Here is a 24,498-nt window from a genome sequence, read left to right on the forward strand (position 1 = left end):
CGACCGGCTTCTTCGTGCCGCTGCTCGATCGTGACGATCGAATGTCGGCGGCTCCTGCTTTCCTGTCAAGCAGACAATCGAAACTGTATCCGCCTTAGGGCTTGCAAACAAACATTTGTTCGAGTGTGTCGCGAGGTTTATTGAGCACTTATTCGAAATTGGGCTTGAAATTGCGATTCATCGAAGATATGTTCGGTACAAAGATTCGCTTCCGAGGTTCCCGGCCGAACCTCGGGAGCGAACTCTTTGTTTGAGAAGCCGCTGGCGAAAGGAGCACACAATGAGCACCACAGCACTCCAGGCCTCTATCCCGACCGCGTCCAATGGTGGGCAGGGCAGGTCTCGTCTGCGACTGACCCGTCGCGGTCGCATTGTCTTCACGACGCTCTCGGCGTTGCCCGTCGTTGCTATTGCTCTCGTCCTGGGCCTCAACGGCGGAATCGCTACGGCCACGGACACAACAGGAGCGCCCGTTGGCGTTGTCACTGTTGATGCTGGGGAGTCACTCTGGAGCATTGCGAGTGAGATCTCTCCGAACTCAGACCCGCGGGACTTCGTCGCCGAGGTTCTCGCCTTCAACCAGCTTTCCAGCGCAGATGTGTTCCCCGGCCAGCAGCTGGCAATCCCCTCGTCCCTCTGCGTATCCGGGTGCTGACGCGCTCCGTGCCAGACTCCGCCAGGCTCGCCGGCTCATAAGATGGGGGAGTGGCTTCTCTTGCTGATCTCCCCATCCGTGACAATCTCAAGGGCCTGGGCCCGTACGGCGCACCTCAGAAAGAGGTTCGGTACGCACTCAACGTCAACGAGAACACCCACCCGATTCCCGAGCCCGTAGCTCACGACATCGTCGAGGCTCTCGCTTCCGCGCTCCTCACGATCAACCGCTACCCCGACCGTGAGTTCACGACGCTCCGGGAGAGACTCGCTGCCTACGTCGGGCACGATCTGACCGCCGACAATATGTGGGCGGCTAACGGATCCAACGAGATCCTGCAACAGATTCTCCAGGCGTTCGGTGGTCCAGGCCGCAGCGTGCTCGGCTTTCCTCCCACGTACTCAATGCATTCGATCATTGCCGCTGGAACCGACACCGAGTGGGTCGCGGGGGAGCGCGCGGCGGGTTACGAGCTCACCCCCGAGCTGGTCACCGAGTGGATCGAGAAGACGAACCCCGACGTAGTTTTCTTGTGCGCTCCCAACAATCCAACGGGCACGCCGGTCTCGTTAGAGACCATCGCGGCCGCTTACGATGCGACGGACGGCATCGTGGTCGTCGACGAGGCCTATGCGGAGTTTGCCCCGGAAGGGCAGCTCTCGGCCTTGTCGCTGCTTGATGGTCGTGAACGGCTCATCGTCTCGCGCACGATGAGCAAGGCTTTCGCCTTTGCCGGGGCGCGGGTGGGCTACCTTGCGGCCGACCCTGCGGTCACCGACGCCCTCCGCCTCGTGCGCCTGCCGTATCATCTCTCCGCACTTACGCAGGCAGCCGCCATTGCCGCGCTTGATCACACCGCAGAGATGCTGGCGATGGTCGACGACATCCGTCGTCAGCGAGACCGTCTGCTGGAGGAGTTACCGCAGCTTGGATTCACGGTCTGGCCTAGCTCGGCGAATTTTGTTCTATTCGGAGGGGTCCATCAGCCGCATGCCTTGTTCGAGGCGTTGCTCGAGCGTGACATCCTCATCCGCGATCTCGGCATCCCTCACCACATGCGGGTGACGGCGGGCACCGAGGCAGAAACGACGGCCTTCCTCGCGGCGCTCGAACAACTCGGCGGGGCCTCGTTCGGCGCTGAATAGCGCACCTGATTTTCGGCTTCGTTCGGCGCAAGCGGCAGTGCGGTAGCGCTCTCGCTAAGCTTGATGGGCGGCGTCCGCCGCGATGCGCGGGGAGGTCGGTCGTGTCGATCCCGCAGAGAGAAGGATTCACCATGGCAGAGCAGGGCAGGGTCGCAACGCTGACCCGCGAGACGAGCGAGTCGAGCATCGAGCTTTCGCTCAATCTCGATGGCACAGGAACGTCAGATATCTCGACCACCGTGCCGTTCTTCGACCACATGCTCACTGCCTTCTCCAAGCACTCCCTCATCGACCTCACGGTGCGCGCTACGGGCGACACCGAGATCGACGTGCACCACACGGTCGAGGATGTTGCGATCGTGCTCGGCAAAGCCATCGCAATCGCCCTGGGCGACAAGGCAGGCATCTCTCGCTACGGCGACGCGATGGTGCCGCTCGACGAGGCCCTGGCGAACGCCGTCGTCGATGTTTCTGGTCGCCCCTTTCTTGTTCACACGGGCGAGCCTGCTGGCTTTGAGTTCCACCTCATCGGCGGCCACTTCACCGGTTCCATGGTGCGGCACGTCTTCGAGGCGATTTCTTTCCACGCGGGTCTTACTGTTCACATCCGGGTTCTCGGCGGCCGCGACCCTCACCACATCGCCGAAGCCGAGTTCAAGGCATTCGCGCGGGCCATGCGCATGGCCTTGCAGCCTGACGCCAGAGTGTCGGGGATTCCGTCGACCAAGGGTGCGCTCTAATGCGCACGGGTTTCGCTCAGTCGGAGGTCGCTCGCGTAATGATTTCTTCTGCGATGCCGCAACTCCCAACGGTGTGGGGTGCTGAACGGTGAGTAAGCCCAGTGTCGTCGTCCTTGACTACGGAAGCGGCAATGTTCATTCCGTCGTTAAGGCGCTAGAACTCGCGGGCGCCGACGTTTCCTTGACCGCCGATGCCAAGGCTGTCGCCGAGGCAGACGGTTTGCTCGTTCCTGGGGTTGGCGCGTTCTCTGCGGTTATGGATGCTCTTGCGCGCGTCAACGGGCCCGAAATGATCGATCGTCGCCTGGCCGGAGGGCGCCCAGTATTGGGCATCTGCGTAGGCATGCAGGTCCTTTTTGAGCGAGGCATTGAACGAGGGCAGACGACCGAGGGGCTGGGCGAGTGGCCCGGTACCGTTGAGGAGCTCGATGCGCCTGTAGTTCCCCACATGGGCTGGAACACTGTCGAAGCGGCGCCTGAATCCGCTCTTTTCTCCGGCATCGAAGACGAGCGCTTTTACTTCGTACATTCCTACGCAGCGCGCGACTGGTCGCTCGACATCATTCCGCCGTTTCCTCCTGCTCATCTGACCTGGGCAGACCACGGTGGGCGGTTTCTTGCGGCCGTGGAAAACGGGCCGCTCAGCGCCACTCAGTTCCACCCGGAGAAATCTGGTGAGCCCGGTATCCGGTTGCTTGCCAACTGGCTCGGCACCCTCGGCCGCTAGCCGTCCCGCTCTCGCCTCAACGCGAGTAGTATCTGATTCTTGTCGCGCGTCGCGCACCATCACCCAATCTTGAAAGCCCCGGCATCGTGCCGAGAAAGTCCATGATGAGCGAGTTCAATACGACCCCCGGTCTGACCCTCTTTCCGGCGGTTGATGTCTCCGACGGCAAGGCCGTTCGCCTGACTCGGGGAGAGGCGGGTAGCGAAACCAGCTACGGCGACCCCGTTGCAGCCGCAGAAGCCTGGGCGTCTCAGGGTGCCGAGTGGATTCATCTGGTCGACCTCGATGCCGCGTTCGGTCGAGGCTCCAACCAGGCCACGATCAAGAAGGTTGTTCGCCAGGTTCGTGGCACGCTAAACGTTGAGCTCTCCGGTGGAATCCGCGACGACCGCTCCCTTGAGGCGGCGCTGGCCACCGGCGCGAAACGTCTCAACCTGGGCACGGCAGCGCTGGAGAACCCGGAGTGGGCAGCCCACGTCATCGCCGAATACGGTGACGCCATCGCCATTGGCCTCGACGTGCGTGGCACGACACTTGCAACGCGAGGTTGGACAAAGGAGGGCGGAGACCTCTGGTCGGTCATGGAGCGACTCGAAGATGCCGGATGCTCCCGTTACGTTGTCACCGACGTCACGAAGGATGGCACGATGCAGGGCCCCAACGTTGCTCTCCTCCGCGAGGTTCTTGCGCACACGCCAAAGCCCGTCATTGCTTCCGGTGGAATTTCGAGCCTTGATGACCTCATCGCTCTGCGTGAACTTGTGCCGCTGGGCCTCGAGGGCGCCATCGTCGGCAAGGCCCTCTACAACGGAGCGTTCACCCTCGGCGAGGCGCTGGACGTCGCCGGCGCGTGAGCGCTCACGGGGATCACGAGCATCACTCCGAGCCGTCTCATCTGACGGACTCGGCGGGTCAACCGTGGGCAGGGCGAAGCTTCGGCGAGACGCCGTTCTCCGATGATGACGGCTCCGCAGACCCTGGTCTCCTGGACGCTATCGCGCAGTTCCGCTCAGGCGAGGCGACACCTGAAGAGGTCGTTGACGCTCTGCGGAGCGTGAGGCTCCTTGTTCCGTTGATGGCGACCCTGGGTGAGGCTGGCGAGAATGCCAGCGGAGTTACCGTGGATAAGAGCGCCGATCTGGCGATCGTCACCGTGGCCGGCCCCGACGGTCGGTCCGTTATGCCGGTTTTCTCTTCTGTCGCCGCCATGCAGGCCTGGAATCCCCGCGCCCGTCCCGTGCCGACAGAGTCTGTGCGCGTTGCGCTTGCCGCAGCCGATGAGGGAACCGATCTTGTTGTGCTCGACCCGACATCCGATTCTGAGTTTGTAGTGCGCAGGCCAGCAGTGTGGGCGATCGCCCAGTCACTGCCGTGGGTTGCGTGCTGGCGCGATCCGGAGGTGTCGGCAGTCGTCGAGCGAATCTGCGGTGCCGAGGGGGATGTCGTTTCGGTTGAGCTGATGCCCGGCGATCCCGATGCACGCTTGCGCGGCCCAGAGCTAATCGTCGTGCTGGGTCTGCGCGCAGGACTCGAGCCTCAGGCCCTTCGCGAACTCGTGGCGAGGATCCAGGCGGGGCTGTCGACGAGCGAGGTTGTGGCCACGAGGGTGGATTCGCTCACCGTGCGTCTTGCCCCGGCGAGCTAGGTGCGGTTAAGCACGCTAGCCCGCCAGTGAGGCGTTGCCGTCGACTAGACGACGGAACCGGTGAACTTTTCGCCAGGACCATTGCCGGGGGCGTCGGGGAACGCTGATGCCTCGCGGAACGCGAGTTGAACCGACCGCAGGCCATCCCGCAGGGGGCGAGCGTGTGAGTCGGAGAGGTCAGGGGCCGCTGCGGTGATGAGCCCGGCGAGTGCGGTGATCAGCTTCCGGGCCTCGTCCAGGTCTAGCTGGTTCTCGGGGTCGTCGGCGAGACCGCATTTGACGGCGGCGGCGCTCAGCAGGTGAACGGCAACAGTATTGATGACCTCGATAGCGGGCACGTCGGCGATATCGCGGGCCGCATCCTCTTCGAAGGCCATCTCGTTCAGGTGGCCGTTGTCGTGCGCGCTATCGCTCATGTGAATTCCTCTGCTAGAATCATGCGGGCTTCGAAACCGATGTAGGTTTCGAATACGAAAGTGGAGATTCTCCCACCCGCGCTTGACCGCCTGTGTTTTTACAACACTCAAGGTTACCGGGTTGTTGGTACCCCGCCGTCGCGAGCGTATGCGAGCGTCGGCAGCTAGGGTGCTGAGCCAGTTGTCGCGGTATTTGTTCTCGTCGACTCTGGTGTGATTCTTCCTCTCGTCGCCACGGCATCCGCCGCAGGCCAGGCAAAGACATGTCTTACAGAGGAGTTCCGCATCAGCGATCCCAGAACGAATGACCGAATCCGCGTCCCCGAGGTTCGTCTAGTTGGCCCGGGGGGCGAGCAGGTCGGCGTCGTCCGCATCGAAGAGGCGCTGCGTCTTGCCCAGGAGGCAGACCTGGATTTGGTTGAGGTTGCTCCCAACTCCAAGCCTCCCGTCGCCAAGATCATGGATTTCGGCAAGTTCAAGTACGAGACCGCGCAGAAGGCCAAGGAGGCCAAGCGCAACCAGTCGAACACGATCCTCAAAGAGGTTCGGTTCCGCCTCAAGATCGATAAGCACGACTACGAGACCAAGCGCAAGCGCGCCGAGGGCTTCCTCAAGCAGGGTGACAAGGTCAAGGCCATGATCCTGTTCCGTGGTCGCGAGCAGTCGCGTCCAGACCAGGGTGTGCGTCTTTTGCAGCGTTTCGCTGAAGACGTCGCAGAGTGGGGTTCGGTCGAGTCCAGCCCCACGATCGATGGCCGCAACATGGTTATGGTGATCGGCCCGCTCAAGACCAAGGCTGAGGCCAAGGCGGAGGCGGATGCTCGCAAGTCGGCATCAAGGCCCGCTCGTGGAGAGCGGTCAGAGTCGCACGACGACCACGACGACCATGACGACCACGACGAAGACGACCTCGATGACGAGGTTGTCGACGATGACGCCCAGTCGGGCGCCGACATCGAGTCTAAATAGCCACCGCACAGATTTCGCCCGTCAGGGCGTCACTAAGCACGACAGCAACTAAGGAGAGAAATGCCCAAGCAGAAGACCCACTCAGGGGCCAAGAAGCGTTTCAAGGTCACCGGCAGCGGCAAGGTCATGAAGCAGCAGGCTGGCATGCGCCACAACCTGGAGGTCAAGTCGGGCCAGCGCAAGCGCCGCCTGAACGCAGACCAGGTCCTGGCGCCGCAGGACGCCAAGGTCATCAAGCGCCTTCTTGGCAAAGCCGGCCGCTGAGCCGCCCGCATTCAGAACTAAGGAACAGAGAAAATGGCAAGAGTAAAGCGGGCAGTCAACGCCCACAAGAAGCGTCGGGTAATCCTCGAGCGCGCCAGCGGTTACCGCGGCCAGCGTTCGCGTCTCTACCGCAAGGCCAAGGAGCAGGTCACCCACTCCCTGGTCTACTCGTACCGTGACCGCCGTGCCCGCAAGGGTGACTTCCGTCGCCTGTGGATCCAGCGCATCAACGCTGCATCGCGCGCCAACGGCCTCACCTACAACCGTTTCATCCAGGGACTCGGCATTGCCGGTGTCGAGGTTGACCGTCGTATGCTCGCTGACCTTGCTGTCACCGACCCGAAGACGTTTGCCGCGATCGTCGCGACGGCCAAGGCAGCACTGCCCGCCGACACGTCGGCCCCCAAGGTTTCGGCCTAAGCAGTAATCGGGCCTAGAATTGGCCCATGCTAGACAACCCACGTTCACCTCGTGTGCGCGGCGTTGCGAAGCTCCGCAAGAGAGACGCCCGGTCAGAGACCGGGCTCTTTCTTTTGGAGGGACCGCAGGCCGTTGCCGAGGCTCTTGCCTGGCGTCCGGAGCTCCTTGTTGAGCTGTTCGCGACGCCCACCGCCCTCGACCGTCACCCCGGCATCGCCGAGGGGGCGGGCGAGGCGGGGCTGGAGATCGAGTTCGTCACCGAACAGGTGCTCGATGCGATGGCAGACACCGTGACGCCCCAGGGTGTTGTGGCGGTGTGTAAGCAGTTCCCGACCTCCGTCAAAGACATCCTCGCGCCTGACGCTGACGGGGCTTTCCCCCGGCTCATTGTGATCCTCGAAGAGGTGCGTGATCCCGGCAATGCAGGCACGATCATCCGAGCTGCCGATGCTGCCGGGGCGGATGGAGTGATCCTCAGCGGCCGTTCGGTTGACCTGTACAACCCCAAGGTTGTGCGCTCGACGACGGGTTCGCTTTTTCATATTCCTGTTGCCGTTGGTGCAGAATTCGAGACCCTGCGCGAACGCGTGCGGGGTGCGGACCTGCAGATCCTCGCCGCCGACATCAAGGGCGAAGACCTCCTCGCTGCACGCTCAGAAGGCGTGCTTGACGAGCCGACGGCGTGGCTTTTTGGCAACGAGGCTCGCGGCCTCAGCGACGAGCACCTAGCTCTTGCCGACCGTGCGATTGTTGTTCCCATTTACGGCAGGGCGGAGTCGATGAACCTCTCGACGGCGGCATCCGTGTGCCTCTACGAGAGCGCTTTTGCCCACCGAACGGCCGCGGCAGACTGATTCGTGCACCCTCGAATGGGGGTTACGTTTAGGTAACGCTGCTTTCCTACCCAATACTGGCGCTCATGAGCGCTAAGTTAGGAAAATGACGTCGAACGATGCAGCGGCCGCCCGCGATTTGCCGCAGTTTGAGACAACGAGTAATCCGATTCTTGCGGCACCGGGTGAGCCCCTGGTTATCGTCGAAAACGTAGAAAAGCACTACGGGGATTTTCACGCCCTCAAGAACATCAACCTCACGGTGAACAAGGGTGAGGTCGTTGTCGTGATCGGGCCGTCGGGCTCGGGAAAATCTACGCTGTGCCGCACAATCAACCGTCTTGAGACGATCACGTCGGGTGAGATTCGCATTGATGGCAAAGAGCTGCCATCGGAGGGCAAGACCCTCGCGGCCCTGCGGGCCGATGTCGGCATGGTGTTTCAGTCGTTCAATCTCTTCGCCCACATGTCGGTGCTGCGCAACATCACACTGGGGCCCACCAAGGTGCGCGGACGGGCCAAGGCGGAGGCGGAGGCGGAGGCGCGCGCCCTGCTCGATCGCGTGGGTGTCCTCGAGCAGGCCGACAAGATGCCGGCACAGCTCTCCGGCGGGCAGCAGCAGCGCGTGGCAATCGCCAGGGCTCTTGCGATGAAGCCCAAGGTCATGCTGTTCGATGAGCCGACCTCCGCGCTTGACCCCGAGATGATCAATGAGGTCCTCGACGTCATGGTCAAGCTCGCCTCCGAGGGTATGACGATGATCGTCGTTACTCATGAGATGGGCTTCGCTCGCAGGGCAGCAGATCGGGTCGTATTCATGGCTGATGGAGAGATCGTAGAAGAGGCAACGCCGCACGAGTTCTTCACCAATCCGAAGAGCGACCGCGCGAAAGACTTTCTCTCCAAGCTCCTCACGAACTGAGACCGAAACACGATGGAGGGGCGGCTCGCCGTCTCTCCCGAGGAAAGGAAGACCATGCACAAGAAAACCCCATTTGTCGCTGCGCTGGCCGCAGCGGCGCTCGTGCTCACGGGATGCGCTGGAGGCAGCGACACCGCGGACGACAGCGGCGATGTAAGCAACGATCTGTTCGAAATTGCGAGCAACGTCGATCTTGAGGGCAGCCCGACCTACGACAAGATGGTCGAGCAGGGAAAGATCATCATCGGTGTCAAGGAGGACCAGCCGGGTCTCGGCTACCTCGACGCAGCAACGGGTGAGCGCACCGGTTTTGATATCGAGATTGCGCGCTGGATTGCGGCCTCCCTCGGTTTTGGCGAAGACGAAATCGAGTTCAAGGCGATTCCTAGCGCCAACCGCGAGTCCGCGATCGTGAATGGCGACATCGATATCTACGTCGGCACATACTCGATCACCGACAAGCGCAAGGAACAGATCGACTTCGCCGGTCCGTACTTCGTTACGGGTCAGGGAATCCTGGTCGCCGCCGATAACACGGATATCGAGAGCGAAGAGGACCTCGCTGGCAAGACCGTGTGTTCCGCGACGGGATCAACCCCGATTCAGAACATCAAGGCAAACTTCCCCGACACCAAGACCACAGAGTTCGACACGTACTCGCAGTGCGTCGAGGCGCTGAACGATGGTCAGGTAGACGCAGTCACGACCGACCAGGCAATCCTCATCGGCTACGCCGCTCAGGACCCGGACAACCTCAAGGTTGTCGGTGAGACCTTCACCGTTGAGGAATACGGCGTCGGCCTGCCCAAGGGTGACACGGCTCTGCGTACCTTCATCAACGACCTCTTCACCGACGGTGGGGATGTCTGGCAGGGAATCTACGACGAGACCCTCGGTGTTTCGGGTACGGACGTCGAGCAGCCTGAGGTCAACAACTACTAGTCAGTACCGCTGACCGGGAGGGATGCGGTGGCGGCCTGACCGCCGCCACCGCATCCTTAGTCTTGACCAGCAGTACTGAGTGACCCGCCCGTCCTTGCCCGCAGAAAGGCACCCCGTGGATGTTCTCCTCAACAACCTCGACATCTTTGTCGAGGGGTTCAAGAACACGATCATCCTGTTCGTCGTGTCGGCGGTTCTCGCCCTCGTGCTGGGCACGATCGTCGGTGCCATGCGGGTCTCGCCCGTGCCTGTTATGCGCGCGGTCGGCACGTTCTATGTGAACCTGGTGCGCAACACCCCGCTGACGCTCCTCATGTTCTTCTTTGCCTTTGGCTACCCCAAGCTTCAGCTGGGAAACCTTTCGTTCACCACGCTGGCAATCATCGCCCTCAGCCTCTACACGGCCACGTACGTCGCCGAGGTGCTCCGGTCGGGGTTCAACACCGTTCCCGTCGGTCAGGCGGAGGCCGCCCGAGCGATCGGCCTGTCGTTCGGCCCCACGATGTCCCTTGTCATCCTGCCCCAGGCATTCCGTGCAGTGATCCCGCCGATGATGAGCGTTTTCATCGCCCTCCTCAAGAACACAACGGTTGCTGCCGGGTTCTCTGTGGCTGAGGCGGGAACGATCCGGTCGTACCTCGCCGAGCGGGGCGAGCCAGCCATCATTGTGCTGCTCTGGGTCGCTGCGATCTTCATTGTGCTCGTGAGCATCCTCTCGGTCATCCAAAGAAGACTCGAAGTTCGATGGAGGGTAGCGCGATGACCAGCGTTTTGTACGACGTCCCTGGCCCGCGAGCGATTCGACGCAATCGCATCCTCGCCGTTCTCACGGTGATCGTGGTGCTCGCGGTCGTGGGCTTTGTGGTCTATCGATTCGCCGCTACCGGTCAGTTCACCGCCGACAAATGGCGCCTCTTTACCTACCCGCTCGTGTGGGAGAACGTGTGGGCGGCCACGCTGCGCACACTTTCGGCCTTTGGGGCCGCCGCTGTGCTCAGCATCGTGCTCGGTCTCGTGCTCTCCATCGGGCGAGTCTCCGTTCACGCATGGATTCGTGTCCCCGTGATGTTGTTCACGGAGTTGTTCAGAGCCGTCCCCGTGCTCATCTTGATGATGATCATGTACTACGGTCTCCCGCCGCTCGGAGTCACGTTTGTGACACCGTTCGTGGCCGTTGTCACTGGCCTCACGCTCTATAACGGATCCGTTCTCGCTGAGGTTTTCCGCGCGGGAATCGAGTCTCTGCCGAAGGGGCAAACCGAGGCGGGATACGCGATCGGCATGCGCAAGAGTGCCGTGATGCTGTACATCCAGTATCCCCAGGCGGTCAGGGCGATGCTTCCGGTGATCATTTCGCAGCTGGTGGTCGTTCTCAAGGACACGGCGCTCGGCTTTATCGTCACGTTCCAAGAGCTGCTCTACCTCGCCAAGTTCTATGGCGCGCAGGTGACGTTCGGTTCGCCGATCATCCCGTCAACCATCGTCTTCGGAACCATTTACATCCTCTTGTGTCTCGCGCTTTCTGGCGTCGCCAAGTGGGTGGAGATCCGCACCCGTCGCAGCCCGCGCATCGCCAGGCAGATCAAGGCGATTCCCGCCGTGCCGGGAGTCGGGGTGGGCGGAGCCGGCGTCATCGACTAGCGGTGAGGGCTTTCTCTGGACCCGACTAAACTTGGCAGCGTGTCAGAGCTCCTCATCACAGAAGACAGCGTCGCCCAGGCGGTGGATGCCGCATTAGCGGCAATCGCCGCGGCCGACGACTCCGCATCTCTCAAGGCGGTGCGCTCAGCGCATCTCGGGGAGGGGTCGCCGCTCGCCAAGCTCAACGCTTCGCTGCGCAGTGTGCCGAATGATCAGAAGGCTGCCCTCGGCAAGCTTGTCGGTCAGGCCAGGGGGCGGGTGAACCAGGCGTTCACCGAGCAGGAGTCCGAGATCAGCGCGGCCGAGGAGACAGAAAAGCTCGCGGCTGAAGCCGTCGACGTAACAGCTCTTCCCTCGCGGTGGACCGCGGGAGCACGGCATCCGTTGCCCTTGCTCATGGAGCGCATGTCGGACATCTTCGTCGGCATGGGCTGGGAGGTCGCAGAGGGGCCGGAACTCGAGAACGAGTGGTTCAACTTCGACGCCCTCAACTTTGATGAGGATCACCCCGCCCGCGCAATGCAGGACACCTTCTTCGTCGAGCCCCTCGACTCGCATCTGGTGATGCGCACCCATACGTCACCCGTTCAGGTGCGTTCGCTTCTCGGTCGTGAGCTGCCGCTCTATGTGGTTGCCCCCGGGCGCACGTTCCGCACCGATGAGCTCGACGCCACGCACACGCCTGTCTTCAACCAGATCGAGGGCATTGCGGTCGATAAGGGCCTCACGATGGCCCACCTTCGGGGAACGCTCGAGCACCTTGCGCGCGCGATGTTCGGCGCTGAGGCGAAGATTCGTCTACGCCCGAACTACTTTCCGTTCACCGAGCCCAGCGCCGAGATGGATGTCTGGCAGCCGAACGCCAAGGGTGGCGCTCGGTGGGTTGAGTGGGGCGGATGCGGCATGGTCAATCGCAATGTGCTGCGGGCCGCAGGCATCGATCCTGAGGTTTACCAGGGCTTCGCCTTCGGAATGGGCATCGAGCGCACGCTGCAGTTCCGCAATGACATGAATGACATGCGTGACATGGTCGAGGGCGACGTCCGCTTCTCGCAGCAGTTCGGAATGGTGGTCTGATGCGCGTCCCAATCTCATGGCTTCGTGAGTTCGTCGATGTTCCCGAAGACGCGACGGCCGAGAGCATCCAGGCGGCGCTCGTGCGCGTTGGACTCGAAGAAGAAGACATTCACCGCGCTGAGCTGACCGGCCCCATCGTTGTGGGCACCGTTCTCGAGTTCGCGGACGAGCCGCAAAGCAACGGCAAGACCATTCGCTGGTGCCAGCTCGATGTTGGCGAGGATGAGCCTCGAGGCGTCGTGTGTGGCGCCTCCAACTTCTTCGTCGGAGACAAGGTTGTCGTATCGCTGCCCGGCGCTGTGCTGCCCGGGCCGTTTCCTATCGCAGCACGCAAGACCTACGGTCACGTCAGCGACGGAATGATCGCGTCCTCCCGCGAGCTCGGACTCGGTGACGACCACGAGGGAATCCTGCGGCTTTCCGAGCTGGGGCTTGACCCCGACAACGGTACGGATGCGATCGCACTCCTCGGGCTCGATGACTATGCCGTCGAGGTGAATGTGACGCCCGACCGTGGCTACGCATTCTCCATTCGCGGCATCGCCCGCGAGTTCTCTAACTCGACCGGTGCCTCGTTTCATGACCCTGCCCTGGTTTCGGCGCTGGGCGAGATCGTTTCTGAGCCGCACAGCGGATTCAGCGTTGTGATCAACGACGAGGCGCCCATCCGCGGTCGTGTCGGAGCTTCCACGTTCGTTACCCGCGTAGTTCGCGGAATCGACCCCAGCCGCCCGACGCCAACGTGGATGGCCTCTCGCCTCCGTCTTGCGGGTGTGCGGTCGGTTTCTCTCGCGGTCGACATCACCAACTACGTCATGTTCGAACTGGGACAGCCGATCCACGGTTACGACCTCGACCGTCTTTCTGGTGGGCTTACGGTTCGCCGCGCTTACGCAGGGGAGACCCTGCTCACACTCGACGATCAGACCCGCTCCTTGAACGCCGAGGACCTCGTAATCGCCGATGAGTCTGGCGCTATCGGCCTCGCGGGTGTCATGGGGGGAGCAGCAACCGAGATTTCGGATGCCACGACCAATGTGCTCATCGAGGCAGCAAACTTCGATCCTGTGTCGATCGCCCGTACGGCCCGTCGCCACAAGCTCCCGAGCGAAGCCTCAAAGCGCTTCGAGCGGGGAGTGGATCCGCTTGTCGCCGAGGCCGCAGCGGCCCGGGTCGCTCAGCTCTTGGTTGAACTCGCGGGTGGAACGCTGGACGAGCTCGGCTCCAGCCTGGTCAACCCGACCCCGGCAGAAACGATTTCGCTTCGCGCAGGGTTCGTCGGCTCCCTGATGGGTGTTGAGTACACCGAGGCAGAGATTCGTGATTCTCTCATCGCAATCGGCGCAACGGTCGGTGATGCTCCCGACGGTTCGCTTGAGGTGACCCCGCCGAGTTGGCGCCCCGATCTCACCGACGAGCCCACTCTCACAGAAGAGGTCGCCAGGCTGGTCGGATACGACCGCATCCCGTCGGTGCTTCCCGTGGCGCCGCCCGGGCGCGGACTCTCCCGCGAGCAGCGTCTTCGTCGCTCGGCGGCACAAGTACTCGCGGCCAACGGCGTCACCGAGATTCAGGCCTATCCGTTCGTCTCGGCCGCGACACACGCTCGGTTCTCGGGTGATGCTCCCGCGATGCGCTTGGCGAACTCGCTCGATGCCGAGGTTCCGCTGCTGCGTCGCTCACTTTTGCCGGGGCTCATTGAGGCGACTCGTCGCAACCTCTCCCGCGGGCTCACCGACCTTGCGCTCTTTGAGGTCGGCACCGTGTTCTTGCCCGAGCGGGATAAGCGCTACGGCAGCGGCCCTTTGCCCGCTGGCAACGTTCACCCGGGAACGACCCGCCTGGTCGAGCTCGATGGAAGCATCCCGCCTCAGCCTTGGCATGTGGGCGCTCTTTTCGTGGGCAACCGAAGTGAGAAGCAGCCGGGGACGGCGGCAGTGGCCGTCTCGCTTGTCGACGCTCTCGATGCTGCACGCCAACTAGCGGCGGCCGTCGGCACGCGTTTTCGCTTCGAGCAGGGTTCGCACCCCGCCTATCACCCGGGGCGCACCGCCGAGATCTACCTCGGTGACACCGTCGTGGGAATTGCGGGGGAGCTTCTGCCGGCGCTGGCCGACGAACTCGACCTGCCGCGGGTGGTCGCGGTTCTCGAGCTCGACCTCAGCGCGGCAATCGATCAGTCGAGCCCCGACGTTGCGACTCATGCGATCTCATCGTTCCCCGCGGCAACGCAGGACGTTTCGCTCGTCGTTCCGATTGAAATCCCGGCGGCTAGCGTTCTGGCGGCGATCGAAGAGGGGGCCGGTTCCCTGTTGGAACATGCGTACCTCGTCGACGACTACCGGGGCGCCGGCATCGAGGGCGGAAGCAAATCGTTGACGTTCGCGCTCCGGTTCCGTGGTGCTGACCGAACGCTCACGGCAGCGGAGGCCTCTGAGTCACGGCTTGCCGGAGTTGCTGTGGCGACGGAGCGCTTCGGCGCGACCCTCCGCGAATAACGAATAGCGAATAGCGAATACCGGATGTGCGTGGATGGGCACGGGGGAGTATGGTGGCCTCGTGACCCACTTCCGCGAATCCGTGCTCGGCGATCGTCGCCTCGAGTCCGTTCGCGTGCGCCGATTTTCGGCGACGTTGCCCTGCTGAGCGTTTTTCGTTCGCCCGCGTCGTCGCCTTCTTCGGTCCTGCAGGTCCCGTTCCTCATTTAAGGTAGACACATGTCCTATTCCGTCGCCGTCGCAGGCGCGAGCGGCTACGCGGGCGGCGAACTGCTTCGCCTCCTCGCGGCCCACCCCGACATCACCATCACGACCGTCACGGCGCATTCGAACGCCGGGCAACCCCTCACCAGGGTGCAGCCGCACCTGCGGTCGCTCGACCACCTCACCCTGGTCGATACCACCCCAGAAAACCTCGCGGGGCACGACGTAGTTTTCGTCGCCCTCCCTCACGGCAAGTCCGGGGAGCTCACCGATCACCTCGGCGACGATTCGATCGTCATCGACTGCGGGGCAGACCACAGGCTCACGAATGAGGGCGACTGGGGCAAGTTCTATGGCGGAGAGTTTTATGGGGCCTGGACCTACGGGCTGCCAGAACTCATTCATGCCGATGGCAGCCGTCAGCGAGAGAGGCTGGTCGGGGCCCGTCGCATCGCGGTTCCCGGATGCAACGTCACCGCCATTACGCTCGCGCTTGCCCCCGGCATCCAGGCAGGCCTGATCAAGCCTGAAGACCTCGTGGCGGTGCTCGCTGTCGGCACCTCTGGTGCAGGCAAGAGCCTCAAGTCTCACCTTCTCTCGAGCGAGATCCACGGTTCGGCTATGCCATACGCCGTGGGCGGCACGCACCGCCACACTCCCGAAATCATCCAGAACTTGGCGGTCGCTGGCGGCGAGGGCGTTTCGGTCTCGTTTACCCCCGTTCTTGTGCCGATGTCGCGCGGGATCCTGGCGACATCGACGGCGTCACTCGAGCCGGGCGTCGGATTGGCCGATGTGCGTTCGACGTGGGAGCTGGCCTACGCGGGGGAGCCGTTCGTGCAGGTTCTGCCCGACGGCGAGTTTCCCAAGACTGCAGACACCCTGGGTGCTAACACCGCCCTCATAGGACTGGCGGTTGACGAGGCGGCCGACCGTCTCGTGGTGATCAGTGCCATCGACAACCTTGTTAAGGGCACGGCTGGTGCCGCTATCCAGTCAATGAACATTGCGCTCGGGCTGCCCGAGACTACGGGTCTCACCCAGAACGGAGTCGCCCCGTGAGCGTCACCGCCCCCCTCGGATTCGTCGCGGCCGGAGTCGCCGCAGGCCTCAAATCAACGGGTGCCCGAGACGTGGCCCTGGTGCAGAACCTCGGACCTGACTTCTCGGGGGCCGCGGTGTTCACCAGCAATCGTGCCAAGGCGAACCCCATTCTGTGGTCGCAGCAGGTTGTGGGGGACGGGATCGTCTCCGCTATCGTGCTCAACTCCGGTGGTGCCAACTGCTACACGGGCACCTTCGGCTTTCAGACGAGCCACCTGACGGCTGAGGCTGTCGCCGACGGCCTCGGGATCTCCGCTGGGGATGTTCTCGTGTGTTCGACGGGCCTCATTGGGGTCGGTGGCCAGGACTTTCGCGACAGGGTGATCGCGGGTGTTCGTGACGCGATCCCCGCGCTCAGCGCCGACAATGGCCACGAGGCGGCCCTCGCGATCATGACAACGGACTCCAAGCCCAAAGAAGCGGTTGTCGCAGGCGACGGTTGGTCGATTGGTGGGATGGCCAAGGGTGCGGGCATGCTCGCACCGGGACTGGCCACGATGCTCGTGGTCATCACGACCGACGCCAAACTCACGTCGGCACAGTTGGATGCAGCACTACGGTCGGCAACGCGAGTCACGTTTGACCGCCTTGACTCCGACGGATGCATGTCAACCAACGACCAGGTGACTCTTATGGCGAGCGGGGCATCCGGCATCGTTCCCGATCTCGATGACTTCGCGCAGAAGCTCGGCGAGATCTGCGACAGTCTCGCGGCTCAGTTGCAGGCGGATGCTGAGGGCGCCAGCCATGAGATTTCGATCGAGGTCGTGCACGCGGCCACCGAGGATGACGCCGTCGAGGTGGGCCGATCTGTGGCCCGCAACAATCTTTTCAAGGCGGCCGTGTTTGGCAACGACCCCAACTGGGGCAGAGTGCTCGCTGCTGTGGGCACGACGAAGGCCGAATTCGACCCGTACGCGATCGACGTTTCTATGAACGGAGTGCGCGTGTGCCGCTCGGGAGAGCCGGACGCGCCCTCGGAGAGCGTGGACCTCACCCCGCGGCAGACCCACGTGCTCATTGATCTCAAGGTCGGCGAGGCAACGGCGACGATTCGCACGAACGACCTCACACATGACTACGTTCACGAGAACAGCGCGTACTCCAGCTGATGGCTGAGCCAACAGATCTGAACGCCGTCCAGGCGCAGACGCTTATCGACTCCCTTCCCTGGCTCACCCTGTTTCGCGGCCGCACTATCGTCGTCAAATTCGGCGGCAATGCGATGGTGGATGAGAACCTGAAGCGGGCCTTCGCCCAGGACATGGTCTATCTGCATCATGTCGGCATCCGTCCCATCGTCGTGCACGGTGGCGGACCGCAAATTTCGGCCGCGCTGGCGGCTCGTGGCATTGCCAGCGAGTTCCGCGGGGGCCTGCGCGTGACAAGCCCCGAGGCGATGGAGGTTGTTCGCGACGTGCTCACCGGTGAGGTGAGCGCAGAGCTCGCAGCCCTCATCAATGAGCACGGAGATCTTGCGCAGGCCGTTTCTGGCGAGACCCAGGGGCTTTTTACGGGCCAGCGGCGCGGAACCGTTGTCGACGGCGAGGCCGTAGACCTCGGGTGCGTCGGCGAGGTCGTCGCGGTCGACCCCACGGTGCTGTCGAACCTTCTGGACGCTGGGCGTATCCCCGTCGTGTCGTCGATCGCGCCGGACGGTGACGCTCCGGGGCAGGTGCTCAACGTCAATGCCGATTCGGCCGCAGCTGCCGTGGCGGTTGCCGTTGGTGCCGTCAAGCTCGTCGTGCTGACCGATGTTGCGGGGCTCTATTCCGATTGGCCTAACCGCGATTCGTTGGTTTCGCACATCACCGCATCCGAGCTGGCGGCAATGTTGCCAGGCCTGGAGTCGGGAATGATCCCCAAAATGACGGCCTGTCTCGAGGCCGTCGCCGGCGGCGTCGATAAGGCCGCCATCATCGATGGTCGGGTGCCTCACTCGATCCTTCTCGAAATCTTCCGCGGCAGCGGTGTCGGCACCGAGGTTGTGCCGGACGAGCCCGCGGAACCCACCGGAATAAAGGCAGGCTAGTGGAGAACAACGACTGGAACCACAGGTTCGGCGAGTCCATGATGGGCTCGTATGCACCCCCTCTCACCATGCTGGAGCGCGGTGAGGGATGCTACGTGTGGGATGTCGACGGCAAGCGATACCTCGATTTCCTCGCAGGAATCGCGGTGAACTCGTTGGGCCACGGGCATCCGGCGATTGTGGCCGCGGTCACCAAGCAGGTGTCGACCCTCGTCCACGTCTCGAATTACTTTGCGACTCCGCCGCAGCTTGAGCTCGCCGAGCGGCTCAAGCGCATCACGGGAGCTGGCGATGCCGGCCGTGTGTACTTTGGCAACTCTGGTGCCGAAGCGATGGAGGCAGCGTTCAAGCTTGCCCGCCTCAACAATGACGGTGGCCGCCGCACTCGCATCATTGCGCTGACCAATGCGTTCCACGGTCGCACGATGGGGGCGCTCTCCCTCACGGGCAAAGCGGCCATTCGCGCGCCGTTCGAACCGCTTCTGGCTGGGGTCGAGCACATCGAAGCCACGGTCGAGGCTCTCGAGAAGGCGATTGACGACACTGTCGCCGCCGTGGTGTTCGAGCCCATCAAGGGTGAGGCTGGCGTCGTAGATCTGCCAGAGGGCTTCATCACCCGCGCCAGGGAACTCACCTCCGAGCACGGCGCGCTTCTCATCCTCGACGAGATTCAGACGGGCGTCGGCAGGACGGGGACCTGGTTCGCGTTCGAGCAGTTCGGCATTCAGCCGGATGCCGTGGCGATTGCCAAGGGCATTGCCGGTGGGCTTCCCATCAGCGCTCTCGTCACGTTCGGCGAAGCGTCGAAGCTGTTCCAGCGCGGGCACCACGGCAGCACTTTTGCTGGCAATCCGCTCGCGACCGCCGCCGCCAACGCCGTGCTCTCCGAGATAGAGTCCGCCAGCCTTCTTGATAACGCCAAGGCCAGGGGAGAGCAGATCCGCGACATCGTGCGTTCGCTGAACTCACCACTTGTCGCGGAGGTTCGCGGCCGGGGCTTGCTCATCGGTATAGGGCTCACCTCGCCGATTGCCGCCAAGGTCTCAGCCGCGGCGCTTGAGGCTGGACTCATCATCAACGCGGCCAACGAAAACAGCATTCGAATCGCCCCCCCGCTCGTCGTCGGCGACGACGAGCTCGCAGAATTCGCACGACTCTTCGCTATCGCTTTGGAGGCGGCACAGTGACTCGACACTTTCTGAGAGATGACGATCTGACGCAGGTCGAGCAGAACGAGATCCTCGACCTTGCCGTGTCTCTCAAGGCAGACCGCTTTCAGCGGCGCCCGCTTGAGGGACCGCAGACCGTTGCCGTGATATTCGACAAGTCGTCAACGCGCACGCGGGTGTCGTTCGCGGTCGGCATTGCCGATCTCGGCGGCGTGCCCCTCATCATCAGCACGGCCAACAGCCAGCTGGGAGGCAAGGAGACCGCGTCCGATACGGCCAGGGTCATGGAGCGCATGGTCGCGGCGATCGTCTGGCGCACCTATGCCCAGGCAGGGCTCGAAGAGATGGCTGCGGGCACGACGGTGCCCGTGATCAACGCACTCTCGGACGACTTTCACCCCTGCCAGCTTCTTGCCGACCTGCTCACAATCCGTGAGCACCGTGGTGACCTCCCCGGGCAGACGGTCACATTTCTCGGCGACGGTGCCTGCAATATGGCGCAGTCATACCTACTTGCCGGGGCAACCGCGGGAATGCACGTGCGCATCGCCGCCCCAGAGGGTTATATGCCCAGCGCCGAGGTTGTTGCGGATGCAGAAGGCATCGCTCTCACGACCGGCGGCTCTGTCGCACTCTTCACCGACCCGAAGGCCGCTGTCGCCGATGCTGATGTCGTCGTCACCGACACCTGGGTGTCGATGGGCAAAGAAGAGGAGAAGGCTGAGCGGGTCGCTCTCCTCGGTGACTATCGCGTCGATTCCGATCTGATGGCTCTCGCCCGTCCCGATGCCCTCTTCATGCATTGCCTTCCCGCCGACCGCGGGTACGAGGTGACTGCCGACGTGATCGATGGCAGCCAGAGCGTGATCTGGGACGAGGCCGAGAACCGCCTGCACGCTCAGAAAGCGCTTATGGTGTGGTTGCTTGACAAGTCGACCGCAGCATCCGTGGAGGCATGACGATGACCGACGAAAAGGCGACAACGGGCGAGACCAACACAGGGTCGCTGTGGGGCGGCCGTTTCAGTGGCGGTCCGTCTCCGGAGCTTGCGCGTCTCAGCAAGTCGACTCACTTCGACTGGCAACTGGCGCCCTACGACATTCAGGGTTCGCGGGCACATGCCAGCGCTCTCGCGGCCGCCGGCTATCTTGACGAGTCGGAGCTGCAGCGGATGCTCGCGGCGCTCGATCGTCTGGCCGCCGATGTCGAGAATGGCACGATTGTGGCCGCCGAGTCCGACGAGGATGTTCACGGCGCGCTCGAGCGGCACCTCATCGACATTGCAGGTGCAGAGCTGGGCGGCAAGCTTCGCGCCGGCCGCAGCCGCAATGACCAGATCGCCACGCTCGTGCGGTTGTATCTGCTCGATCACGGTCGGGTCATCACGCATGACGTTGTGCAGCTGATTGACGCGATCGCAGCTCAGGCCGAGGCCCACATGGGCGCGATCATGCCCGGCCGCACGCACCTTCAGCATGCTCAGCCAGTTCTTCTCGCTCATCACTTGCTGGCGCACGCGTGGCCTCTCGTGCGCGACCTGGAGCGTCTGCGCGACTGGTCGGTGCGGGCATCCGCTTCGCCCTATGGTTCCGGTGCCCTTGCCGGCAGCTCCCTCGGGCTCGACCCCGCGTTGGTCGCCCGCGAGCTTGGCCTGAGCGGCCCCTCCGAGAACTCGATTGATGCAACGGCGAGCCGCGATGTTGTCGCGGAGTTCGCCTTCATCGCGTCGACGATCGGCATCAACCTTTCGCGGTTCGCCGAGGAGATCATCATCTGGAACACGAGGGAGTTCGACTTCGTCACCCTCGACGACGGTTATTCGACGGGCTCGTCGATCATGCCGCAGAAGAAGAACCCGGACATCGCCGAGCTTGCCCGTGGCAAGTCTGGCCGCCTCATCGGCAACCTGTCTGGCCTTCTCGCCACGCTCAAGGGTCTGCCCCTCGCATATAACCGCGACCTGCAAGAAGACAAGGAACCCGTCTTCGACTCGGTCGAGACGCTTGAGGTTCTGTTGCCCGCTTTCACGGGAATGGTTGCGACTCTTCGTTTCAACACGGATCGCATGGCCGAGCTTGCCCCCCAAGGCTTCTCTCTCGCCACGGATGTTGCCGAGTGGCTCGTCAAACAGCGCGTCCCCTTCCGCGAGGCGCACGAGATCAGCGGGGCGCTCGTCGCATTCTGCGAGAAAAACGGTCTCGAGCTTCACGAGGCATCGGATGCCGACTATGCCGCGATTGACCCTCGCCTCACCGGCGGGGTGCGCGAGGTCCTCACGGTTGAGGGCGCAGTCGCCAGCCGTGATGGGGTCGGCGGCACTGCCCCAGCGCGGGTGGCCGAGCAACTAGCCGAACTCACCTCGCGGGTGAAGGCTTTCGTTCCTCAGGTGTAGTGGCGTGGGGCGAGGCGGGGTGGCGCATGTTTGATCGCAGTCTGCTCGTTCGCCCCGCGCTCGAGGTAGCGCCGCTGCTTTTGGGCGCGATCCTCACGGTGGATGCGCCAGAGGGGCGCACCTCCATCAGGTTCACCGAAGTTGAGGCCTATCACGGAGAGCTCGATCCCGGATCTCACGCTTTTCGGGGCCAGACCAAGCGCACCGCGGTCATGTTCGGCGAGGCAGGACACCTCTACACGTATTTCACGTACGGCATGCACACGTATGAAATGCCACTGTCGGAGGTCGAACATGTTTGATCGCTCGCTTCTTGCTCGACCATCGATCGAGGTGGCCCCGTTGCTACTCGGTGCCACCTTGACCGGCCGCGGCGTAAGCGTTCGCCTGACCGAGGTCGAGGCATATATGGGCGAGGAGGACCCAGGTTCACACGGGTACCGGGGCCGAACGAAACGCAACGCAGTGATGTTCGGTCCGGCTGGCCACCTGTATTGCTATTTCACGTACGGGATGCACACTTGCGCGAACGTCGTCACGGGGCTGGAGGGAACTTCTTCCGGTGTGCTTTTACGAGCGGGTGAGGTCTTGGACGGTGTGGAGTTAGCTCGCGCCCGACGACACACGAGCAAGATTGACGCTGACCTGGCGAGAGGCCCTGCTCGGCTCACTGTCGCGCTCGGGATCCAACTGAGCGATGGCGGTCATGACTTGCAATCGGGCGAGATCTGCCTCGAACTGCCTACGGTATTGGCGAACTACGAGACGGGACCGAGGACAGGTGTCTCCGGCCGGGGTGGCGGCGACGAGTTCCCGTGGCGTTTCTGGATACCAGGTGAGCCGAGCGTCTCGCCGTACAAGCGACACCTCCCAACCCTGCGCCAGTGCTAGCTTCGGTTGGCTCAGTCAACTTCGGTGGACTTGTAAGGAGGCGATCGAGAAAAGTTGGTTCCGCGTGGCACTTATGCTCAGCACCCCCGCTACCTTTAGTCAATCGAACCCCTAGGCGGGCTCAGCCACAAGACTTCGGATCAATGCGGCCAGTCGGAAGCCAACCACACCAGAACTTCCCGTGACCTGTTGACCGCGCTCGATCGCATTGACGAGTTGGTAGAGGGTTCTTGCCGCATCTAGCCGCGTTCCTCTGCGTGCTGCGTCTCCCGCCAATTCCCATTGGAAGCCAGCGTCACGGTGCGCGTGCGCAACTTCGAGGAGCGAGTACAAGTCTGCAATGTCCTTGTCGGCGAGCCTTCGCTGACGCACCAACGTTTTCATGACCACAGCTGCTTCAACAGTCGGTACGAGCATGGTGAATTGGTGTCGGCTGTGATCGGAGAGAAGCGCCTGCACATTGATCACCACTGGGTCTGCGGCAAGTGCAAGGGTTAGGCCAGGTGCAACGTCGAATCCACGCCCGCCATGTTTGGCGTTCTTTGCGCCGAACTCTCCGGGTACCAAAAGGTCGACCATCGGCGCCACTTCGCCGGTCCCGAGGCGGTAGTGATTGCCCTTGACGGCTGAGTATCCGCGCTCGATGAGTCGTTCGTGGAGATCGAGGCCGGCCGCGACAGGGACCTCGATTCCGGCATCTGCATCCCGCGTGAAGCGTTCGATGGCGTTGGGTGCAGGAAAAGCGCGGACGAGCATTTGCACCATGTGTCCACCGATCACTCGGTAATTCATATCTTTGCCTCTGCGAGATCTTTGAGTGCTATGTATCCTGCGTCGGCGGCGTTGGAGTTGGAGCTGACGGCGATTTCATGCATCCCATGTCCGTCGAATCGTTGTTAGCAACACGTCCGCCGCTTCATCCGCATCGGAACCGCCGCCATGCTTTAGATCCCAGTAGGTAATGAGAGGATCGGCACACCCTGGGTACCTATTTTCGAGACTCGCCGTGTGCCAGACGGTCGGGTCGGCCGGAACAGTAACCGTGATCGTCGATTCTTCACGCGGCGCTGGTGTCAGTTTCAGCACGGTCAGGTCCAAGACTTCTGACACGTACACCTTGGTTGCTTGGGGGAGTCTCCATGGGGCAATAACGTCTGCTGCTGCGTCGCCTGTAAGCAAGCATTTTGCCTCTAGTTCTCCTGCCAGGCGGACGACATCAGTCGCCTGCTTCAGTGGGGCCTCCAGTCCGTACCAATATGTGTTCACCCCTTTGGCTCCGGGATACTCCTCTAACCAATCCTTGAAAACGGCGTTCCTGTTGTTTGCAGCCCACCCACCGCGCACTCGCTCTACGCCACGTATGAGTCGAAGGGTCTGAGAAATAGTTGCTTGCACAGTCCCTGAGTGCAGCGCCAACTCTTCTTGATCGGCTGGGTGGTCGAGTAGGCACAGAGTCCGCATGACAGCCCACCGAATCCACGCCGGTCGAGATCGTGACGGCTGAGGTTGGACGTCGTAATCTCCTCGAAGAACCCGTCCTTCAATCACCACCAATTCCGCATCCAACTCAACCAGGTCGACGGTTCCGCGTAGGGCTTCCTCCTTGAGGGCGGTGGACGCCGATGCGACGACGAACAGTAGCCGCGCACCCGGTGGAGTTTGGAACGCTTTTATCGTGCTCAGTGAAGGTGCCCGCTGAGTAGCCTTAACCTCTAGGTGTATTTGCCGCCCATCAGGAAGCCGGACGGTCCAATCAGATAAACCTCCGGCCAGGATCTGCAGCCCGGCCGCACGCAATTGCAGCAGTGCATC

General features: G+C 62.7%; 25 protein-coding genes and 1 pseudogene. 24 read left to right on the forward strand and 2 right to left on the reverse strand.

The genetic code is table 11. The annotated features are described in order from the left end of the window. The first annotated feature begins 280 nt into the window (after positions 1-280). The 6 genes from C2138_RS04575 (at position 281) to C2138_RS04600 (ending at position 4,912) form a co-directional block, all read left to right on the forward strand. Positions 281-655, forward strand: coding sequence for a LysM peptidoglycan-binding domain-containing protein (locus tag C2138_RS04575; RefSeq protein WP_108515897.1), 375 nt, complete (start codon positions 281-283; stop codon positions 653-655). A gap of 50 nt (positions 656-705) precedes the next feature. Continuing rightward, on the forward strand, positions 706-1,800 hold the full coding sequence (locus C2138_RS04580) for a histidinol-phosphate transaminase (protein ID WP_108515898.1): 1,095 nt from the start codon (positions 706-708) through the stop codon (positions 1,798-1,800). A gap of 131 nt (positions 1,801-1,931) precedes the next feature. Beyond that, positions 1,932-2,540 (forward strand): imidazoleglycerol-phosphate dehydratase HisB, encoded by a 609-nt coding sequence (gene hisB / locus C2138_RS04585; protein ID WP_108515900.1) that lies wholly within the window; start codon positions 1,932-1,934, stop codon positions 2,538-2,540. 88 nt (positions 2,541-2,628) lie between these two features. Continuing rightward, positions 2,629-3,267 (forward strand): imidazole glycerol phosphate synthase subunit HisH, encoded by a 639-nt coding sequence (hisH, locus tag C2138_RS04590; RefSeq protein WP_108515902.1) that lies wholly within the window; start codon positions 2,629-2,631, stop codon positions 3,265-3,267. Positions 3,268-3,371: 104 nt separating this feature from the next. Beyond that, the gene (gene priA, locus C2138_RS04595; protein ID WP_108518803.1) at positions 3,372-4,121 is read left to right on the forward strand and encodes a bifunctional 1-(5-phosphoribosyl)-5-((5-phosphoribosylamino)methylideneamino)imidazole-4-carboxamide isomerase/phosphoribosylanthranilate isomerase PriA; all 750 of its coding nucleotides are present in this window, start codon (positions 3,372-3,374) and stop codon (positions 4,119-4,121) included. Next, positions 4,118-4,912, forward strand: coding sequence for an SseB family protein (locus C2138_RS04600; protein ID WP_108515904.1), 795 nt, complete (start codon positions 4,118-4,120; stop codon positions 4,910-4,912). The genes priA and C2138_RS04600 overlap by 4 nt, the downstream gene beginning before the upstream one ends. Positions 4,913-4,956: 44 nt before the next feature. Here the strand turns inward: C2138_RS04600 and C2138_RS04605 are convergent, their stop codons facing one another. Continuing rightward, a complete protein-coding gene (locus C2138_RS04605; protein ID WP_108515905.1) occupies positions 4,957-5,328 on the reverse strand; it encodes a DUF1844 domain-containing protein in 372 nt (123 codons plus the stop codon). 216 nt (positions 5,329-5,544) lie between these two features. On the opposite strand from C2138_RS04605, the gene infC reads away from it, so the two are divergent. The 18 genes and pseudogenes from infC to C2138_RS04695 all read left to right on the forward strand — a co-directional run bounded on the left by infC (position 5,545) and on the right by C2138_RS04695 (position 22,686). Then, positions 5,545-6,297 carry a translation initiation factor IF-3 gene (gene infC / locus C2138_RS04610; RefSeq protein ID WP_422395411.1) on the forward strand — a complete coding sequence of 251 codons (753 nt, stop codon included), beginning with the start codon at positions 5,545-5,547 and terminating at the stop codon, positions 6,295-6,297. Positions 6,298-6,357: 60 nt separating this feature from the next. Then, positions 6,358-6,561 carry a 50S ribosomal protein L35 gene (gene rpmI, locus C2138_RS04615; RefSeq protein WP_108515907.1) on the forward strand — a complete coding sequence of 68 codons (204 nt, stop codon included), beginning with the start codon at positions 6,358-6,360 and terminating at the stop codon, positions 6,559-6,561. Between the two features lie 33 nt (positions 6,562-6,594). Continuing rightward, positions 6,595-6,981, forward strand: coding sequence for a 50S ribosomal protein L20 (rplT, locus tag C2138_RS04620; protein WP_108515909.1), 387 nt, complete (start codon positions 6,595-6,597; stop codon positions 6,979-6,981). A 26-nt stretch (positions 6,982-7,007) separates the two neighbouring features. Further along, positions 7,008-7,835 (forward strand): TrmH family RNA methyltransferase, encoded by an 828-nt coding sequence (locus C2138_RS04625; RefSeq protein ID WP_108515911.1) that lies wholly within the window; start codon positions 7,008-7,010, stop codon positions 7,833-7,835. An 85-nt stretch (positions 7,836-7,920) separates the two neighbouring features. Beyond that, a complete protein-coding gene (locus tag C2138_RS04630; RefSeq protein WP_108515913.1) occupies positions 7,921-8,736 on the forward strand; it encodes an amino acid ABC transporter ATP-binding protein in 816 nt (271 codons plus the stop codon). A 54-nt stretch (positions 8,737-8,790) separates the two neighbouring features. After that, on the forward strand, positions 8,791-9,678 hold the full coding sequence (locus C2138_RS04635; RefSeq protein ID WP_108518807.1) for a glutamate ABC transporter substrate-binding protein: 888 nt from the start codon (positions 8,791-8,793) through the stop codon (positions 9,676-9,678). Between the two features lie 115 nt (positions 9,679-9,793). Then, entirely contained in the window at positions 9,794-10,441 is a 648-nt protein-coding gene (locus C2138_RS04640; RefSeq protein ID WP_108515914.1) for an amino acid ABC transporter permease, read from the forward strand. Then, positions 10,438-11,319, forward strand: coding sequence for an amino acid ABC transporter permease (locus tag C2138_RS04645; protein ID WP_108515916.1), 882 nt, complete (start codon positions 10,438-10,440; stop codon positions 11,317-11,319). Before C2138_RS04640 ends, C2138_RS04645 begins: the two co-directional genes overlap by 4 nt. 39 nt (positions 11,320-11,358) lie before the next feature. Next, complete coding sequence (pheS, locus tag C2138_RS04650; protein WP_108515917.1) at positions 11,359-12,396, forward strand: phenylalanine--tRNA ligase subunit alpha; 1,038 nt, start codon at positions 11,359-11,361, stop codon at positions 12,394-12,396. Continuing rightward, positions 12,396-14,894 carry a phenylalanine--tRNA ligase subunit beta gene (pheT, locus tag C2138_RS04655; RefSeq protein WP_108515919.1) on the forward strand — a complete coding sequence of 833 codons (2,499 nt, stop codon included), beginning with the start codon at positions 12,396-12,398 and terminating at the stop codon, positions 14,892-14,894. The genes pheS and pheT overlap by 1 nt, the downstream gene beginning before the upstream one ends. Positions 14,895-15,113: 219 nt before the next feature. Then, positions 15,114-16,160 (forward strand): N-acetyl-gamma-glutamyl-phosphate reductase, encoded by a 1,047-nt coding sequence (argC, locus tag C2138_RS04660; protein ID WP_108515921.1) that lies wholly within the window; start codon positions 15,114-15,116, stop codon positions 16,158-16,160. Beyond that, positions 16,157-17,314: a bifunctional glutamate N-acetyltransferase/amino-acid acetyltransferase ArgJ gene (argJ, locus tag C2138_RS04665; RefSeq protein WP_108515923.1), complete on the forward strand. Its 1,158-nt coding sequence runs from the start codon at positions 16,157-16,159 to the stop codon at positions 17,312-17,314. Before argC ends, argJ begins: the two co-directional genes overlap by 4 nt. Next, positions 17,314-18,234, forward strand: coding sequence for an acetylglutamate kinase (argB, locus tag C2138_RS04670; RefSeq protein ID WP_108515925.1), 921 nt, complete (start codon positions 17,314-17,316; stop codon positions 18,232-18,234). The genes argJ and argB overlap by 1 nt, the downstream gene beginning before the upstream one ends. Then, the gene (locus C2138_RS04675; protein ID WP_269844863.1) at positions 18,234-19,421 is read left to right on the forward strand and encodes an acetylornithine transaminase; all 1,188 of its coding nucleotides are present in this window, start codon (positions 18,234-18,236) and stop codon (positions 19,419-19,421) included. The genes argB and C2138_RS04675 overlap by 1 nt, the downstream gene beginning before the upstream one ends. Continuing rightward, positions 19,418-20,362: an ornithine carbamoyltransferase gene (gene argF / locus C2138_RS04680; RefSeq protein WP_108515927.1), complete on the forward strand. Its 945-nt coding sequence runs from the start codon at positions 19,418-19,420 to the stop codon at positions 20,360-20,362. Before C2138_RS04675 ends, argF begins: the two co-directional genes overlap by 4 nt. Beyond that, entirely contained in the window at positions 20,359-21,795 is a 1,437-nt protein-coding gene (gene argH, locus C2138_RS04685; RefSeq protein WP_422395405.1) for an argininosuccinate lyase, read from the forward strand. Before argF ends, argH begins: the two co-directional genes overlap by 4 nt. Positions 21,796-21,821: 26 nt before the next feature. Continuing rightward, positions 21,822-22,058: pseudogene (locus C2138_RS04690) on the forward strand (DNA-3-methyladenine glycosylase); the annotation flags it as partial. Between the two features lie 31 nt (positions 22,059-22,089). After that, positions 22,090-22,686, forward strand: coding sequence for a DNA-3-methyladenine glycosylase (locus C2138_RS04695; RefSeq protein ID WP_108515931.1), 597 nt, complete (start codon positions 22,090-22,092; stop codon positions 22,684-22,686). A 111-nt stretch (positions 22,687-22,797) separates the two neighbouring features. Here C2138_RS04695 and C2138_RS04700 read toward each other — a convergent pair whose 3' ends face one another. After that, positions 22,798-23,478, reverse strand: coding sequence for a hypothetical protein (locus tag C2138_RS04700; protein WP_108515933.1), 681 nt, complete (start codon positions 23,476-23,478; stop codon positions 22,798-22,800). Between the last annotated feature and the right edge of the window lie 1,020 nt (positions 23,479-24,498).

Source organism: Salinibacterium hongtaonis (assembly GCF_003065485.1).
Classification (GTDB): domain Bacteria; phylum Actinomycetota; class Actinomycetes; order Actinomycetales; family Microbacteriaceae; genus Homoserinimonas; species Homoserinimonas hongtaonis.

Coding starts and splice junctions, on each gene's coding strand:
- C2138_RS04700 (WP_108515933.1), bottom strand. CDS start 23,478: ATGAATTACCGAGTGATCGGTGGACACATGGTGCAAATGCTCGTCCGC.
- rplT (WP_108515909.1), top strand. CDS start 6,595: ATGGCAAGAGTAAAGCGGGCAGTCAACGCCCACAAGAAGCGTCGGGTA.
- C2138_RS04635 (WP_108518807.1), top strand. CDS start 8,791: ATGCACAAGAAAACCCCATTTGTCGCTGCGCTGGCCGCAGCGGCGCTC.
- hisB (WP_108515900.1), top strand. CDS start 1,932: ATGGCAGAGCAGGGCAGGGTCGCAACGCTGACCCGCGAGACGAGCGAG.
- C2138_RS04630 (WP_108515913.1), top strand. CDS start 7,921: ATGACGTCGAACGATGCAGCGGCCGCCCGCGATTTGCCGCAGTTTGAG.
- C2138_RS04575 (WP_108515897.1), top strand. CDS start 281: ATGAGCACCACAGCACTCCAGGCCTCTATCCCGACCGCGTCCAATGGT.
- C2138_RS04625 (WP_108515911.1), top strand. CDS start 7,008: ATGCTAGACAACCCACGTTCACCTCGTGTGCGCGGCGTTGCGAAGCTC.
- C2138_RS04695 (WP_108515931.1), top strand. CDS start 22,090: ATGTTTGATCGCTCGCTTCTTGCTCGACCATCGATCGAGGTGGCCCCG.
- C2138_RS04645 (WP_108515916.1), top strand. CDS start 10,438: ATGACCAGCGTTTTGTACGACGTCCCTGGCCCGCGAGCGATTCGACGC.
- pheT (WP_108515919.1), top strand. CDS start 12,396: ATGCGCGTCCCAATCTCATGGCTTCGTGAGTTCGTCGATGTTCCCGAA.
- rpmI (WP_108515907.1), top strand. CDS start 6,358: ATGCCCAAGCAGAAGACCCACTCAGGGGCCAAGAAGCGTTTCAAGGTC.
- argC (WP_108515921.1), top strand. CDS start 15,114: ATGTCCTATTCCGTCGCCGTCGCAGGCGCGAGCGGCTACGCGGGCGGC.
- argB (WP_108515925.1), top strand. CDS start 17,314: ATGGCTGAGCCAACAGATCTGAACGCCGTCCAGGCGCAGACGCTTATC.
- priA (WP_108518803.1), top strand. CDS start 3,372: ATGAGCGAGTTCAATACGACCCCCGGTCTGACCCTCTTTCCGGCGGTT.
- C2138_RS04605 (WP_108515905.1), bottom strand. CDS start 5,328: ATGAGCGATAGCGCGCACGACAACGGCCACCTGAACGAGATGGCCTTC.
- argH (WP_422395405.1), top strand. CDS start 20,359: ATGACGATGACCGACGAAAAGGCGACAACGGGCGAGACCAACACAGGG.